Here is a 14,350-nt window from a genome sequence, read left to right on the forward strand (position 1 = left end):
TGAAGGGCATGAGAATTGATAAACTTCTCGCAAATATGGGATATGGCACCCGCAAAGAAGTGAAAAGTCTCTTAAAAGGGGGCGGTGTCCGGGTGAATAATGAACCGGTGAAAAGTCCAAAAACTCATGTAGATCCGGAAAAAGAGCACGTAACAGTAATGGGAAAAACCGTTGAGTATAGAAAATATATTTATCTAATGCTTAACAAACCAGGAGATGTACTTTCAGCGACAGAAGATCCGCACGATCTTACCGTCATTGATATTCTCCAGCCAGAGGATCAAATATTCGAGCCTTTTCCTGTTGGCCGACTTGATAAGGATACAGAGGGCCTGCTGCTGCTAACCAATGATGGTCAGCTGGCCCATAGGCTGACATCACCAAAAAAGGATGTTGGGAAAACGTATTTTGCTGTAATCGATGGAGAAGTAACTGAAGAAGATGTCCGCTCCTTTTCAAAAGGCGTAGAACTGGACGACGGCTATGTAACAAAGCCTGCTGAGCTGACAATTTTGAAAAGCAGTAATGAATCTGAAATAGAACTTACAATTACAGAAGGAAAATTCCATCAGGTTAAAAGAATGTTTGAAGCCGTAGGTAAACATGTCACTTATTTAAAAAGAGTAAAGATGGGTGATTTGCCTCTCGATGAGGAGCTTGACCTTGGAGAATACAGAGAGTTGAGTGATAAGGAGCTCGAATATCTTTTAACTATAACAAACCTGCAAGATTAAGAAACACCCGGGATCTAAAAATTCCGGGTGTCTGTTTTACATATATTAAGATATTTTTACTTTCTTTTCTGTTGCTTTCCATTTGCCTTTATGCGGACTTGATACAAGGCCATTGTACTCCAAAATGCTTAAGTCTCTTTGCATCGTCCTATCCGTAATACCGAATTCTTCAGCCAGCTGATTTGTCGTCACCATTCCTTGCTGGTGAATATAAAAGTATACCGCCTTGATTCGATTGAGCATACGGGATGATGGATGATTCAAAAAACCACTCCTTGTTCAGATTAATAAAAAATGTGGTGCGCTTGAATCTTGAAGTTATAATTATTTTACATCAAGGTGTAGATCGAAGCCACTTTAATTTTCGGATTTAACAGAAAATTTATAGAATTTACAAATTAATCATAAAGGTGGGAGCAATGTGCTGATTTTAAAAAGGTTTTTTCGCAAAATGGTGGAAATTAACAATTATATTTTATTCCTTTCAAGCGGGTTGCTAATAATCGTCTCTACAAGTTTAATTGTTCTTATTGAGCCTCAAACTTTTCCAACATTTTTTGATGGATTTTGGTGGGTGATGACAACGGTTACTACCGTAGGGTATGGAGACTACTCTCCGGTAACAGCAGCTGGGCGCTGGGTTGCCATTTTACTGTATATTATTGGTATAGGTCTTATAGGTATCGTGATAGGAAAAATTATAGAAGGTTTTGCTTTATTTAAGAGGAAGAGGTTGGAGGGAGATATTATGTATAAAGACAGTAATCATTTCATTATTATTGGTTGGTCTCAAAAAGCACAATTTGCTGTGGAAGAAATTAATGATACAAATCCTGATGCAGAAATAATAATTATCGATCAATTGAAGGAAGCACCGATATTAAAAAATAACATCCATTACATAAAAGGAGACGCTTCAGATCGTGAGACTTTGCTCAAAGCTAATATTAATCAGTCGAAAGCGGTACTAATTTTTGCCGACGATTCACTGATCAATAAGCAGATAACTGATGGACAAACGCTAATGATTGCCTCTACCATTGAAAGTCTTGCTCCTCATATACATACAGTTGTAGAAATTTTGGATGAACGTCATATTCCTAATTTTAAACATGCTCGTGTAGATGAATTTATACTATCAAACGAAACTATCTCTTCATTAGCTGTGCGCTCAGCATTTAGAAAAGGAGTCTCTGGGATTTACAGCCAATTGTTAAGCCGATCAGTCGGTGATGATCTTTTTTACATAAAGCGTAAGACAGCTTGGCAAACTTACCGGGATGCTTTTGAAGAACTTCTTAGTGAAGGAGCTACATTAATTGCTGACAAAAATGACTTAACTATTAACAGACGTCTTGATGACAAGCTTTCGCAGGATTCGGAACTATATGTAGTCTGTAATCAGGAAACGTACGAGAAAATTACAGGAGGTAAACGTTAATGAATATTTCACTGGGACCCGTAGAAGAACAGAAATATGTTCAACGTTTATGTGAACTGTTAAAAATAGAAAGTGTATATGAAGAGAGTGACCGTTATCCGTATGGCCAGAACATTGATAAAGCTTTAAATTATATGCTTGAAATGGGGGAGAAAGACGGGTTTCAAGTAAAAAACGTGGATGGACATGCCGGCCATATAGAATTTGGTGAAGGAGAAGAAATTCTTGGAATTCTTGGCCACCTTGATGTCGTTCCTCCTGGGGATGGATGGGAGAGTCCTCCTTTTGATCCTTTAGTTATAAACGGAAAAATTATAGCAAGAGGCGCACAGGATGATAAGGGCCCTGTGATGGCCGCGTATTTGGCAATGAAGTATTTAAAGGATCAAGGGTTTATACCAAGAAAAAAAGTGCGATTGATTTTAGGAACAGATGAAGAGAGAGACTGGCAAGGCATTGACTACTATTTCAAAAAAGAGAAGATGCCAGCCTTCGGTTTTACCCCTGATGCTTCCTTTCCAGTTATTCATGCGGAAAAAGGCTTAATAGACGGTTATATCGAATATAAACTTAGCGAAGAACAAAATGTTATAGAGTATATTCAAGGTGGAGAACGTCTAAACATGGTTCCTGCAGCTGCAGAAGCTATGCTGTCTAATGATCCAGACAATCTAAACGAAAAGTTTCGCGACTTCCTTGCTGAAAACAATTTAACGGGAGAAATAAAGACAGAGGGTAAGAAAGTAAAGGTGAAAATTACGGGGAAAACTGCCCATGCAAGTACTCCTGAAAAAGGAAAAAACGCTGTGTCGTCCCTTCTTTATTTTTTATCAAGATTGCAGCTTCCTGAAACTTCTTTTCTTGAAAGCTTATATAGAGGGCTTTCTAAAACTGCCGGCGAAGGGATGGATCTGGCTGTTTCGGATATGCCATCAGGGCCTCTAACCATAAATTTGGGATCGCTTGATTGGAAAAAAGGACAATTCTGTAAAATTGGGATTAACATTCGTTATCCTGTTACTTTGTCATATCAAACGGTTAAAGAAAAACTGGATGCATTTGCTGAAAAAGACAGAGGACAATTTAAACTCTATGAGCATCTTGGGGCTCTTTATGTAGAAAAGGATGAGGAAAATATCCAAAAGCTTATCCATGTTTATAATAAATGGACAAAGGAACACGCCTCACCTGAATCGATGGGAGGAGCTACTTACGCCAGAGCTCTTAAAAGCGGCGTGGCTTTTGGTGCACTATTTAAAGACAGTGAAGATACAGCACATCAAGCGAATGAGTATGTATTAGTATCGGATATGATGAAAGCTGCCCATATTTATGCGGATGCCATTTACCAATTGACTTCAGTATAATGGTAGTAGAATAAAGGGCAATCTATAACAAAATAAGAATCAGCCGATATTAAAGGAGAGCACATATGACTTCCCATTATTTTGTAGGAATACCTATTGACCCTTCAGTTATTCCGTTTTTATCAAACTGGCAGGAAACTTTGCAACAGCACATGGATTATAAAGTCTGGACACATCCTGAAGATTTTCACATTACATTAAAATTCCTGGGCCCCAGTTCTGCTGAGCAGCTACAGTCCTTTGTTACACGTTTGGACGAATGTGATTGGCCAGAAGCATTTTCACTTACGATCGGTCCGGGAGGGTACTTCGGCAACCCGGAAAAACCGAGAGTTTTTCACGTGAATGTCAATCTCGTACCTGCTCTTAAAAAAATCCATCAGTTGGTGGAAGAAGCGGGAAAGCATGCAGGATTTGCTTTGGAAGATAGAAGGTATACTCCTCATATTACTCTTGCAAAAAAATGGAAAGGCGGTCAGTCTCCTCTAATAAAGGAAGCAGACTTATTTGCAGAGAAAGTTGAATTAAAGGTAGATCGTTTTTGTATATTTCAAATTCACCCTCAGCAAACGCCAAAATACCATAAGACAGCTGTATATAATTTGAGGAAAGGACCTATTAATGGCACAGCTAATTAAAATGTTTGACCACATTTCAAGATATGAGGACAATATTTATCAATACACCAAAAATTTTATCCGATTAAAAGAGGAAAAGTGGGAGAAACTGCAAAAAAATTGGGAACAGCGGATCATTTCTTAGAAGACCAAATGGCAGAGGTGGAAAAGAAAATAACCGGAAAACTATTTTTTAGAAAGCGAAAGAAAGAAGATCCGCCTCAGGAAAAACTGGAGACATGGCTTCACATCGAATCAGAAGGTGAGCTTAAACAGCACTTTTTAAATGAGCTGCTTTCTTTTCAGTTGAAATGGGCATCTTCCACTCTGCAGGCTACTTCTTTTTACGATCCTTGCGTAGAAGGCAATGAGCATTTGAAGCTGTTACTACAGAGAATCCCTGATCATTACCTCGTATTATTTAAACCGGTAGCGATTTTAAATGATGTACCTCTTCAAGTGGAAATTTTAATCTTAGGCCCCCACGAAATTGAACTTATTACTTTTATAGATGAAAAGAAGCACACCATTGTCTATCCAACAAAGGAAAATTACTGGAAAATCGACACAGTGGGGCAGCGCAGGAGTATGGTAAGTCCTCTCGTAATGCTGAAGCGCACGGAAACCTACCTGCGCAGTGTACTGAACTCATATAATCTGAACTATTCCTATAAAAAGATAGTACTTGGCCCCAACCATAGAATTCAGAAAGGCTACCACCCATATTCTACTGACTACATAGATGTAAACACCTTTGAAGAGTGGCTGCACAGCAAAAGAAAGCTGTCTTTACCTTTAAAGCACCAACAGCTAAAAGTTGCCGAGAAGCTCCTTTATCATACGAAAACTAATGCTGTTAATCGAATGGAATGGGAAACAGCACTTAATTTTAATGAAAAATAATTTAACACCAGTCTTAGACTTCTTCTTAGAACCATATTTTGTTATGCAGTATAAAAATTCTTGTCTGTTATATCATCCTTTTACTTGAATGGGAGAAATGACTTATTAATATTGTTATTACTAATCCTCATGCTGGAAAGGGGAAAGCTTTAAAAATTCTTAAGCTAATTCAGGATGAACCTCTATTTAAGCAGGAAAAGTGCAGGTCCTATAAGACAAGTGGTCCAGGAGATGGCGAAAGACTTATCCGCTCACTTATAAAAATGCATACAGATTCCGTTAAAAGAGTGATTGTAATAGGAGGGGACGGAACACTCCATGAAGTGGTCAATGGCTTGTCCGGCTCTCCGCCTATCCCGATCGGTTTCATTCCCGCTGGCACGGGAAATGACTTTGCAAGAGGAGCAGAAATAAAAAAAGGTGGTGTCGAGCGATTTAAAGAGATCATCTTAAATGAAAAACTTACACAACTAAGGTTGGGAGAATACCGTCAAGATTTGAAAAACAGAGTTTTTTTGAACAGCCTGGGAGTCGGGCTGGACGGAGCAGTAGTGAGAAAGGCGGCCCTTCAGAAAAGAAAAACGATTCTCCCTTACGTCTCGGCATTACTAAAATCGCTCAGCAGTTTTAAAGAATTTGAGGCAGAAGTGATTATAGATAAAAAGAAACTAAGATGGAAAAGGTTTACGATGATAATCATTGCAAACCACCCCTATTTTGGAAAGGGTATGAAAATAGCCCCGCAATCTTCTATCGATAATCAGGAGTTTTCTGTCCTTATTGTAGAAGTTATGTCAAAATGGAAAATTCTCTTTTTGTTTATCTCGGTATTTTTTGGATACCACACCCGATTAAAAAAGGTCCATGAGATCAAAGGCAAATCGATTCAGATTTACCCTAAGGAAGTCATATTAGGACAAGCTGATGGCCAGCCTGTAGAAATAGGGAAGTGTGCAATCAGAAAATCTGCTCAGAAGAACCCCTTTATCTTGAAGGTGTAGTTATTTCTTGAAAAAAGCAATGCACTTAGGTTACTCTAAATTTAAGTGTCTATTTGTACTATGGAATAATGACTATAGTTTTATTTAATAATGAGATTTACTAGAACACACTATAAAACGTGATACCATCACAGGAAGATTTGAGGAATTGAAGGTGAATTGGTTGGAAGATATTTTAGGACAAGACTGGACAATAACTCCTGCTGGAGGATCAACAGGAGAAGCATATTATGCTCAACATGAGGGTAAACGTTTATTCTTAAAGCGAAATTCTTCCCCCTTCCTTGCTGTACTTTCTGCTGAAGGTATCGTACCTAAGCTCGTATGGACAAAAAGGCTGGAAAACGGGGACGTTATCACAGCTCAGGAATGGTTGGAAGGTCGGGAATTAAACACCGAAGAAATGAAGCACCCGCGTGTAGCTGCCCTGCTAAGTAAAATTCACCATTCTACAGAATTACTTGATATGCTGATGAGAATCGGTAAGCACCCTTTAAAGCCTGAAGAGATCCTTATTGATTTAAAAGAGAATCAAAAGATATTGGATCAAATAGGTCCGCGGATTGAGGTCCATCATGCCCTTAAGTATATTGAAAGCAGGGTCCAATATGTTTATTATGATAAACATGTTGTCTGTCACTGTGATACGAATCATAATAACTGGCTGCTGTCCTCTAATGATCATCTCTATTTAATTGATTGGGATAATGCGATGGTTGCAGATCCAGCACTTGATTTAGGGATGCTGCTCTATACCTATATTCCGAAGAATGAATGGAGTCAGTGGATGAACCAGTATGGTATTACTCCTACAGATCATCTAATGGAGCGGATGAAGTGGTATGCTGTATCACAGTCGCTGTCTTTCATTCAATGGCACATGATGCGCGGGGAAGATAAAGAAGCTTCGATACGGATCAATAAACTAAACGATATGATGTTCCGCCATCATCTGAAATAAAAAAAGAAACTGACAGTTTACTTTTTAAACCGCTAAAAAAACTCTCCATCACCGGAATAAGTGGCCGGTAATGGAGAGTTTTTTCTATTTGAATCTTAAGAAAAGGTAGCATATTTAACTTTTTTCTCACGAACTTCCGAACTTAGCTTTTCATTAAGTTTTTCAAATGGATAAATGAAAACGGCGTAACCAGCGAATAGAAAAGAAAAAACGGATAAAACAAGAACCTCAGCAGTTTTTGTAAACAATGTCATAAAAGTAAGCTACACTCCCCATAAAGTATTTAATATTCACATAGTACACATCATAAACTAGGAAGCGTTTACAAACCAACAGTTAGTTTTTAGGGAAATGGACCAACTTTAAGCATTCCATTTAATATAGAAGGGTTAACGTATTAATAGTATGTATTTTGGCGGTATAATCCTGTTTTCTCCGTTATCCTCCATTTATTATAAAAACTTTTATCATAGTAGGTTTCATGATAAGATTTTGAAAGACAAGAAGGAGGATATCAACATATGCGTTTAAGAAACAAACCTTGGGCCGATGACTTTATGAGAGAGAATGATAACATTGTTATACAAAATACATTTGACTATAAAGGAAATTGGCAGGAAGCTTTTAATAAGAAACAGCCGCTCCACTTAGAGATCGGTTCAGGGAAAGGACAGTTTATTTCAGGAATGGGAAAACAGCATCCTGAATTTAACTTTATCGGTGTAGAGAGAGTAAAAAGCGTCATTGTAGGTGCCTTAAAAAAAGTACTTGATGCAGAAACTGAAAATGTAAGATTAGTGAATGAAGATGCAGAGGATCTAAGGGATATGTTCGCTGAAAATGAGGTTGATCACTTGTACCTTAACTTTTCTGATCCATGGCCAAAAAATCGTCATGAGAAGCGTCGTTTAACCTATCACGCCTTTTTAGAACAGTATGAAGCAATTCTTAAGGATAATGGAAAAATTACATTTAAAACCGATAACCGTGGGTTATTTGAATACTCGTTAGCCAGTTTTTCTCAATACGGAATGATTATAGAGGAAGTTTCACTGGACTTACATTCTCTTGAGGATGATCTAAATATAATGACAGAGTATGAAGAAAAATTTTCAGCTAAAGGACAGCCGATTTACCGATGTCGTGCAAAGTTCAATATATGATATCGCTTTCATTCTACCTTCGGTATGATAAAATAACATCATAATACCGGGGGTGAATTTTTATGGAATCTATGAATATAGGTGTTGCGAAGCTTACTTGGTTAAACGGCGGAGTTACTCATTTAGATGGTGGTGCAATGTTTGGAGTAGTACCGCGGGCTTTATGGAGCAAAAAGTATCCTGTTAATGAAAAAAACCAGATTGAGCTGAGGACCGATCCAATTCTTCTGCAGACTGGCGGTAAGAATATTTTGATCGATTCAGGTATTGGAAATGACAAAATGAATGAAAAACTGAAACGAAATTTTGGCGTTAAAGAGGAATCCCATATTGTACAGGATTTAGAGCAGCTCGGATTAGATCGCGAGGATATTGATGTCATCTGTATGACACATATGCATTTTGATCATGCATGTGGGTTAACCTATTTCGAAGGTGAGCAGCTCTTCTCTAGTTTTCCTAAGGCAGAAATTTATACAAGCCAAGTGGAATGGGATGAAATGAGGCGTCCCAATATGAGATCTAAAAATACATACTGGGAATCAAACTGGCGGGCCATCGAAGAACAAGTTCTTCCGTTTAAGGAGCAAAAAGAAATCGTTCCCGGACTGCGGATGATTCATACGAGCGGTCACAGTAATGGCCATGCAATCATCGTATTTGAACAGGAAGATGATATATTTATTCACATGGCTGATTTAATGCCTACACATGCTCATCAGAACCCGCTTTGGGCGCTTGCTTACGATGATTATCCTGTAACTTCTGTTCATGAAAAAGATAAATGGATGAAATTTGGCTATGGTAAACAGGCGTGGTATACCTTTTATCATGATGCTGTTTACAGGGCCATAAAGTTCGATGAAAATGGGGAGACCATTGATAAGATTGATAAGCCTAAATCTGAGTATTCAGCGAAATAAAAGAAGCCCCCGTTCGAAATAGAACGGGGGCTCTTACTCATAGAATTAAGAAGCACTTTGCTCGGCTACATCAATGATTGTTCCTGTTTCTGAATCGATAAAGAATTCATACTGTGACGTTTCACCGTCTTGATTTTTGGAAATTCCTCCACGATATACATCATAGTTAATACCGTTTTTGTTAAACTCTTCTGGTTTCATGTAAATCCAGGAACCGCTGATCGGTCCTTGTTTTTTAAATGCTTCTTTGGCAATTTTAAGAGCTTTCTCTGGAGTGACGCCCTGTTTGTTGGCTACCTGATCTTTTACAACATACCCAGCCAGTGCTCCAACACCTGCAGCTATGGCAACTTTTTTCCAATTCATAGTTCACTCACCTCTAATTTCAGTATACTAACTATCAGTATACAAGAATTTCCCCTTAAAAGGAAATTAAAACATCAGATAGGATTTGTAGAAACTGACTCGGTTTTCAGATAAACTATAACCAGATACTTGAAAAGGAGATGTACATAAAATGAATCTAGTCACACAGGATTTGTTTAAAAACCTTACTGAACTTCCTGGTGCTCCAGGCAATGAACATCTTGTCCGCCGTTTCATGAAAAATGAACTTGAGAAATATTCAGATGAGATCATTCAAGATGGATTGGGGGGAGTCTTTGGTGTCCGAAAAGGCAAGGGCCCCCGTATTATGGTAGCGGGCCATATGGATGAAGTCGGCTTTATGGTAACTCAAATTACGAAGAACGGGATGCTGCGTTTCCAAACATTAGGCGGCTGGTGGAACCAGGTGCTTTTGGCACAGCGTGTTCAGGTAATTACTGAAAATGGCCCTGTTATTGGTGTGATTGGTTCAATTCCTCCACATAATCTTACACCTGAACAAAGAAGAAAACCGATGGAAATTAAGAATATGATGATTGATATAGGTGCGGATGACAAAGAAGACGTAAAATCAATGGGAATAAAGCCAGGACAGCAAATCGTTCCTTTATGTCCTTTTACCCCGATGGCGAATAAAAAGAAAATTTTAGCTAAAGCGTGGGACAACCGCTATGGCTGCGGGCTGGCTATTGAGCTTCTGAAAGAATTAAAAGATGAGAAACTTCCTAACCATTTATTTTCAGGAGCCACCGTACAGGAAGAAGTAGGACTCCGCGGCGCCCAGGCAGCCTCCCAGATGATTGACCCTGATCTGTTCTATGCACTTGATGCTTCTCCCGCAAACGACATGAGCGGAGATGATAAAGAGTTTGGTCAGTTAGGGAAAGGTGCTCTCCTGCGTATTCTCGATAAATCAATGGTGACACACAGGGGAATGAGAGATTTAATTTTAGATACAGCAGAAACACATGATATTCCTTATCAGTACTTTATTTCTCAAGGCGGCACAGATGCTGGCAGGGTTCATACGACAAACCAGGGAGTTCCTTCAGCTGTAATTGGCATTTGCTCCAGGTATATTCACACTTCTTCATCAATTATTCACGTCGATGACTATGCTGCAGCTAAAGAATTACTTGTAAAACTTATAAAAACAACCGACCAATCCACGGTCGACTCTATTAAAGCAAGGGTGTAAACTAAGGCTTCTTAACCAGTGTATATGGTTTAGCCTTTATTCTAACTACAGGCGAAACGGGGAGGTCAAACTTCATGAAAATATACGTTGGCTCATTGAATCCAACAAAGATCGCAGCGGTACAAAAAGAATTTCCGTTTGACGACATAGTAGAAGTAGAAGTGGAATCAAAGGTAGCGGCTCAGCCGTTTTCTGATGAAGAAACCCTGGAAGGCGCGATTAACAGAGCTCGGGAATGCGCCATGATGCAAAAAAGTCAGCTTGGCATCGGACTAGAGGGCGGTGTAATGGAAGTTGAGGGAGATTTATATCTCTGTAATTGGGGGGCTTTAGTGGATAATAAAGAAAATATATACAAAGCCAGCGGCGCCCGTATTCCCCTTCCTGAGGAGGTCCAGAGAGGTTTGGAAACCGGCCGGGAATTAGGAGAGGTTATGGATGCTTATACGAAAAAATCCAACATTAGCCACAAAGAAGGGGCCGTTGGAATCTTTACGAATTCTCAAGTTGAGCGTGGTGAGATGTTCTCCCATGTCGTTAAACTCTTAAAAGGCCAGTGGGAGCATGCTAACTTAGAAAGAAAAAATACTTGAAGTCCAGTAACAATAAAAGCAGCCGCCTGTAATTCAAAGGCGGCTGCTTTTATTTGAAGGGTTTATAAATATTATTTTATATAACAAGATTTATTTTCCATGTGGAACGGTGGGCTTCCAAGCAGGCTTCTTTGATTCTCACCAAACGGGAAGAGAGTCCCGTTTGCTTGTATATAGATAACCGGGCCTGGTGAAAGACTGGCTTTCCGTGGGCGAACGGTGAGCTTCCTCGGGCTTATATCATTCCGGGATCTCACCTTTGTTCTGTACTCCCATAAAGGGTTCTTAGATTAAAGAGAATTCTGTTCCGTTTGCCTGAAAATGAGAACCGGACCGGGGGAAACAACTCGCTTTCCATGGGTGCACGGTGAGCTTCCTCGGGCTTTTAGCACTCCGGGATCTCACCCTGTTCTATCCTCCCATAGGAGTCTCGCCGTTTCCCCCGGCCCTTTATGTTTTTTAAGAGTAACGGAACATTATGTTAGAGAAAACTATTTCCTGTAAAGTGGTTACTGAAACTACAGCGTTCCGTTCATACCATCGCCGTTAAAGAGGCTGGGAAATGGCGAGACTCCAGCAGGGAGATAGGGCCAAGGTGAGATCCGCGAGTGCAACGAGCTAGCTCACTGGCTCCCCACGGAAAGCGAGCGATTACCCAGCCGCGTTTCTCCGTACTTGATAAACGGAACAGGTCTTTCTCTTTCACCATTAAGAAGAATATAAAGCAATAACGAGACTCTAGCAGGGAGATAGAGCCAGGTGAGATCCACGAGTGCAGCGAGCTAGCTCACCGGCTCCCGTGGAAAGCGAGCGATTTCCGAGCCGCTTTTCACTTTCTTCAGTAAACAAAACAGCTTATTTACGCAATTAGAAACGAGTAAGATTAAAGGGATTAAAAGAAATGCACACCTGCTTTTGTTCACAGGTGTGCATTTCTTTTTTTATTCAAATACGTAAGCGAGAACATCGATGGCCTGGTCAATCGTTTCTACTGTTACATTGGCTTGATTAGAAAGTTCTTTAAGCGGATGTATCAATGATTCAGGGCGAATCAATATTAATGGTTTATTAGCTTTTAAGGCGATACCGGCATCCATAGCCGTATTCCACTGCTTATATTTTTCTCCGAACAGAGCAATTACTGCGTCAGATTTTTGAAGCAGAAGTTCTGTACGAAAGTTATTAATATCTGAAGCGGCATCATCGACAAAGAGCTTGCCCGGCTGTTCTCCCAAAATTTCTTCCCCAATCCGGTCAGAAAGTTCATGGTTTTCCTGAGGACCCGTAAAATTGATAGATAGTCCCTTTTCTTTTGCTTTTTCTCTTATTTCATTGCGCCATTCATCATGAATCTGACCGGCAAGGTAGATTGTAAGATCCATAAAATACATCCTTTCTTCTTTTTATAAATTAAGTATGACTAATAAGAGTCAGCTTTGTCCAATTATTAAACACACACTGCATGTTTAATAAGAATTAAGGTAATAAAACATAATAACGATAGAAAAGATAAAGGTTTCCAAGTGTCTTTACACATGTAAAATTATTTAGTACTATTAAGAGCGGTAAAGGAAGGGGAGGCTGGCAGTGGTTAAGGATTTCTTAAGGAAAAAAGGGGTAATTATAAGTGCCCATACTTATTTAATAACGGCTTTAAGCTACATGGCTCTTGGATTATTTTCATCACTGATTATTGGGCTGATCATAAAGACAATCGGTGATCAGCTGGGTATAAATATTCTTACAGAAATGGGCAGTTTTGCAATGGATGTTAAAATTTGGGGAGGTGCGATAGGAGTAGCCATTGCCTATGGGTTAAAAGCTCCTCCGCTCGTCCTGTTTGCGGCATTGTTCAGCGGCGCATTTGGAGCAGAACTGGGGGGGCCGGCAGGTAGTTATGCTTCCGCATTAATAGCAACAGAATTCGGGAAACTGATTAGCAAAGAAACTAGACTCGATATCATTTTAACTCCGTTAGTAACCATATTTACCGGCTTTTTAGTAGGATCTTTTATCGGACCGCCTATTAATCAATTTATGACGGGCTTTGGAGAAGTTATAAACTGGGCAGCTTATCAGCAGCCGTTACTCATGGGGATCATCATTGCGGTGCTGATGGGATTGGCATTGACCGCACCGATATCCAGTCTGGCCATTGCTTTAATGCTTTCAATTGATGGGATAGCAGCCGGAGCTGCCACTGTTGGTTGTGCTGCGCAAATGGTCGGATTTGCAACAATCAGTTATCGAGACAATGGGATTGGCGGGGCTATTGCCCAGGGGATAGGAACTTCAATGCTCCAGGTTGCGAATATCATAAGAAATCCTATGATTCTCCTGCCTCCTACAATAGCAGGAGCAATATTAGGACCTGTTTCTACAGCTTGGCTTGCGTTGGAAAATAATGCGGCTGGAGCAGGGATGGGGACTAGTGGGTTAGTCGGACAGATTATGACATTTGAAACGAATGGATTTAACTGGGATATCGCTATTATTATCCTTTTCTTACATTTTATTGCACCTGCAATTATCAGTTTTACAATCGCCGTCTGGCTGAGGAAAAAAGGCTGGGTCAAGCCTGGAGACATGGTGATTGAATATCAGTGAAGCTGTGCTAGAATAAAGCGCGGAGGTGTTTTTACTATGAAAAAACTTGAATCAGAAGTACAGTTTAAAGAATTAGTTCAGCAGGAAAAGACGATTTTTCTCTTTTCTGCCGACTGGTGTCCCGACTGCAGAGTGATCGAACCCATTCTGCCGGAAATTGAACAGAAATATGATCAATGGACATTTATTTATGTGGATCGTGATGATTTTATTGATATTTGCTCGGACCACAATATTTTTGGTATTCCGAGCTTTCTGGCTTTTAGCAAAGGAAGTGAAGTTGGGCGTTTTGTTAGTAAAGATGCAAAAACCCAGCAGGAAATTGAAACCTTTATCAATCAGATAAGTGTTTAATAATAAACAAATGGGCACAAAAGCTTGCAGAGAAGCTATAGTTTTCTGCAGGCTTTTTTATTTTTGAATCCTACATTTCGTTTCTTACCCAGAGTTGTGCT

General features: G+C 39.6%; 16 protein-coding genes. 13 read left to right on the forward strand and 3 right to left on the reverse strand.

Going from position 1 to position 14,350, the window contains the following annotated elements:
* The first annotated feature begins 8 nt into the window (after positions 1-8).
* Complete coding sequence (locus tag B7E06_RS08395) at positions 9-734, forward strand: pseudouridine synthase (protein WP_082233547.1); 726 nt, start codon at positions 9-11, stop codon at positions 732-734.
* Positions 735-779: 45 nt separating this feature from the next.
* On the opposite strand, the gene B7E06_RS08400 is transcribed toward B7E06_RS08395, so the two are convergent.
* The gene (locus tag B7E06_RS08400; RefSeq protein ID WP_082233548.1) at positions 780-998 is read right to left on the reverse strand and encodes a DeoR family transcriptional regulator; all 219 of its coding nucleotides are present in this window, start codon (positions 996-998) and stop codon (positions 780-782) included.
* Positions 999-1,155: 157 nt separating this feature from the next.
* On the opposite strand from B7E06_RS08400, the gene B7E06_RS08405 reads away from it, so the two are divergent.
* The 8 genes from B7E06_RS08405 to B7E06_RS08440 all read left to right on the forward strand — a co-directional run bounded on the left by B7E06_RS08405 (position 1,156) and on the right by B7E06_RS08440 (position 9,110).
* Complete coding sequence (locus B7E06_RS08405; protein ID WP_082233549.1) at positions 1,156-2,175, forward strand: ion channel; 1,020 nt, start codon at positions 1,156-1,158, stop codon at positions 2,173-2,175.
* Positions 2,175-3,542, forward strand: a complete 1,368-nt coding sequence (pepV, locus tag B7E06_RS08410; protein WP_082233550.1) for a dipeptidase PepV — start codon at positions 2,175-2,177, stop codon at positions 3,540-3,542. Before B7E06_RS08405 ends, pepV begins: the two co-directional genes overlap by 1 nt.
* 65 nt (positions 3,543-3,607) lie before the next feature.
* Complete coding sequence (thpR, locus tag B7E06_RS08415; RefSeq protein ID WP_082233551.1) at positions 3,608-4,180, forward strand: RNA 2',3'-cyclic phosphodiesterase; 573 nt, start codon at positions 3,608-3,610, stop codon at positions 4,178-4,180.
* 78 nt (positions 4,181-4,258) lie between these two features.
* The gene (locus B7E06_RS08420; protein WP_082233552.1) at positions 4,259-5,062 is read left to right on the forward strand and encodes a hypothetical protein; all 804 of its coding nucleotides are present in this window, start codon (positions 4,259-4,261) and stop codon (positions 5,060-5,062) included.
* A 116-nt stretch (positions 5,063-5,178) separates the two neighbouring features.
* Complete coding sequence (locus B7E06_RS08425) at positions 5,179-6,063, forward strand: diacylglycerol/lipid kinase family protein (RefSeq protein WP_281249150.1); 885 nt, start codon at positions 5,179-5,181, stop codon at positions 6,061-6,063.
* A gap of 148 nt (positions 6,064-6,211) precedes the next feature.
* Positions 6,212-7,024 (forward strand): phosphotransferase family protein, encoded by an 813-nt coding sequence (locus B7E06_RS08430; RefSeq protein ID WP_245807706.1) that lies wholly within the window; start codon positions 6,212-6,214, stop codon positions 7,022-7,024.
* A 521-nt stretch (positions 7,025-7,545) separates the two neighbouring features.
* Positions 7,546-8,187 carry a tRNA (guanosine(46)-N7)-methyltransferase TrmB gene (gene trmB, locus B7E06_RS08435; RefSeq protein ID WP_082233555.1) on the forward strand — a complete coding sequence of 214 codons (642 nt, stop codon included), beginning with the start codon at positions 7,546-7,548 and terminating at the stop codon, positions 8,185-8,187.
* Between the two features lie 62 nt (positions 8,188-8,249).
* On the forward strand, positions 8,250-9,110 hold the full coding sequence (locus B7E06_RS08440; protein WP_082233556.1) for a YtnP family quorum-quenching lactonase: 861 nt from the start codon (positions 8,250-8,252) through the stop codon (positions 9,108-9,110).
* 45 nt (positions 9,111-9,155) lie between these two features.
* Here B7E06_RS08440 and B7E06_RS08445 read toward each other — a convergent pair whose 3' ends face one another.
* Positions 9,156-9,476 carry a PepSY domain-containing protein gene (locus B7E06_RS08445; RefSeq protein ID WP_082233557.1) on the reverse strand — a complete coding sequence of 107 codons (321 nt, stop codon included), beginning with the start codon at positions 9,474-9,476 and terminating at the stop codon, positions 9,156-9,158.
* A 151-nt stretch (positions 9,477-9,627) separates the two neighbouring features.
* On the opposite strand from B7E06_RS08445, the gene B7E06_RS08450 reads away from it, so the two are divergent.
* Together B7E06_RS08450 and B7E06_RS08455 are read left to right on the forward strand one after the other, a co-directional pair.
* The gene (locus B7E06_RS08450; protein WP_082233558.1) at positions 9,628-10,695 is read left to right on the forward strand and encodes a M42 family metallopeptidase; all 1,068 of its coding nucleotides are present in this window, start codon (positions 9,628-9,630) and stop codon (positions 10,693-10,695) included.
* A gap of 74 nt (positions 10,696-10,769) precedes the next feature.
* Positions 10,770-11,288: a DUF84 family protein gene (locus B7E06_RS08455; protein WP_082233559.1), complete on the forward strand. Its 519-nt coding sequence runs from the start codon at positions 10,770-10,772 to the stop codon at positions 11,286-11,288.
* A gap of 941 nt (positions 11,289-12,229) precedes the next feature.
* Here the strand turns inward: B7E06_RS08455 and B7E06_RS08460 are convergent.
* The gene (locus tag B7E06_RS08460) at positions 12,230-12,670 is read right to left on the reverse strand and encodes a YtoQ family protein (protein ID WP_082233560.1); all 441 of its coding nucleotides are present in this window, start codon (positions 12,668-12,670) and stop codon (positions 12,230-12,232) included.
* Positions 12,671-12,875: 205 nt separating this feature from the next.
* Here B7E06_RS08460 and B7E06_RS08465 point away from each other — a divergent pair, with 205 nt between their 5' ends.
* Together B7E06_RS08465 and B7E06_RS08470 are read left to right on the forward strand one after the other, a co-directional pair.
* Positions 12,876-13,895, forward strand: a complete 1,020-nt coding sequence (locus B7E06_RS08465) for a PTS sugar transporter subunit IIC (RefSeq protein ID WP_245807707.1) — start codon at positions 12,876-12,878, stop codon at positions 13,893-13,895.
* 36 nt (positions 13,896-13,931) lie between these two features.
* Positions 13,932-14,249 (forward strand): thioredoxin family protein, encoded by a 318-nt coding sequence (locus tag B7E06_RS08470; RefSeq protein WP_082233561.1) that lies wholly within the window; start codon positions 13,932-13,934, stop codon positions 14,247-14,249.
* Positions 14,250-14,350 lie beyond the last annotated feature (101 nt).

Source organism: Halobacillus massiliensis, assembly GCF_900166625.1.
Lineage (GTDB): Bacteria > Bacillota > Bacilli > Bacillales > Halobacillaceae > Halobacillus_A > Halobacillus_A massiliensis.

Excerpts from the sequence above, each read along its gene's own strand:
- B7E06_RS08395 (WP_082233547.1), top strand. The coding sequence starts at position 9 with ATGAGAATTGATAAACTTCTCGCAAATATGGGATATGGCACCCGCAAA.
- pepV (WP_082233550.1), top strand. The coding sequence starts at position 2,175 with ATGAATATTTCACTGGGACCCGTAGAAGAACAGAAATATGTTCAACGT.
- thpR (WP_082233551.1), top strand. The coding sequence starts at position 3,608 with ATGACTTCCCATTATTTTGTAGGAATACCTATTGACCCTTCAGTTATT.
- trmB (WP_082233555.1), top strand. The coding sequence starts at position 7,546 with ATGCGTTTAAGAAACAAACCTTGGGCCGATGACTTTATGAGAGAGAAT.
- B7E06_RS08440 (WP_082233556.1), top strand. The coding sequence starts at position 8,250 with ATGGAATCTATGAATATAGGTGTTGCGAAGCTTACTTGGTTAAACGGC.
- B7E06_RS08445 (WP_082233557.1), bottom strand. The coding sequence starts at position 9,476 with ATGAATTGGAAAAAAGTTGCCATAGCTGCAGGTGTTGGAGCACTGGCT.
- B7E06_RS08450 (WP_082233558.1), top strand. The coding sequence starts at position 9,628 with ATGAATCTAGTCACACAGGATTTGTTTAAAAACCTTACTGAACTTCCT.
- B7E06_RS08455 (WP_082233559.1), top strand. The coding sequence starts at position 10,770 with ATGAAAATATACGTTGGCTCATTGAATCCAACAAAGATCGCAGCGGTA.
- B7E06_RS08460 (WP_082233560.1), bottom strand. The coding sequence starts at position 12,670 with ATGGATCTTACAATCTACCTTGCCGGTCAGATTCATGATGAATGGCGC.
- B7E06_RS08470 (WP_082233561.1), top strand. The coding sequence starts at position 13,932 with ATGAAAAAACTTGAATCAGAAGTACAGTTTAAAGAATTAGTTCAGCAG.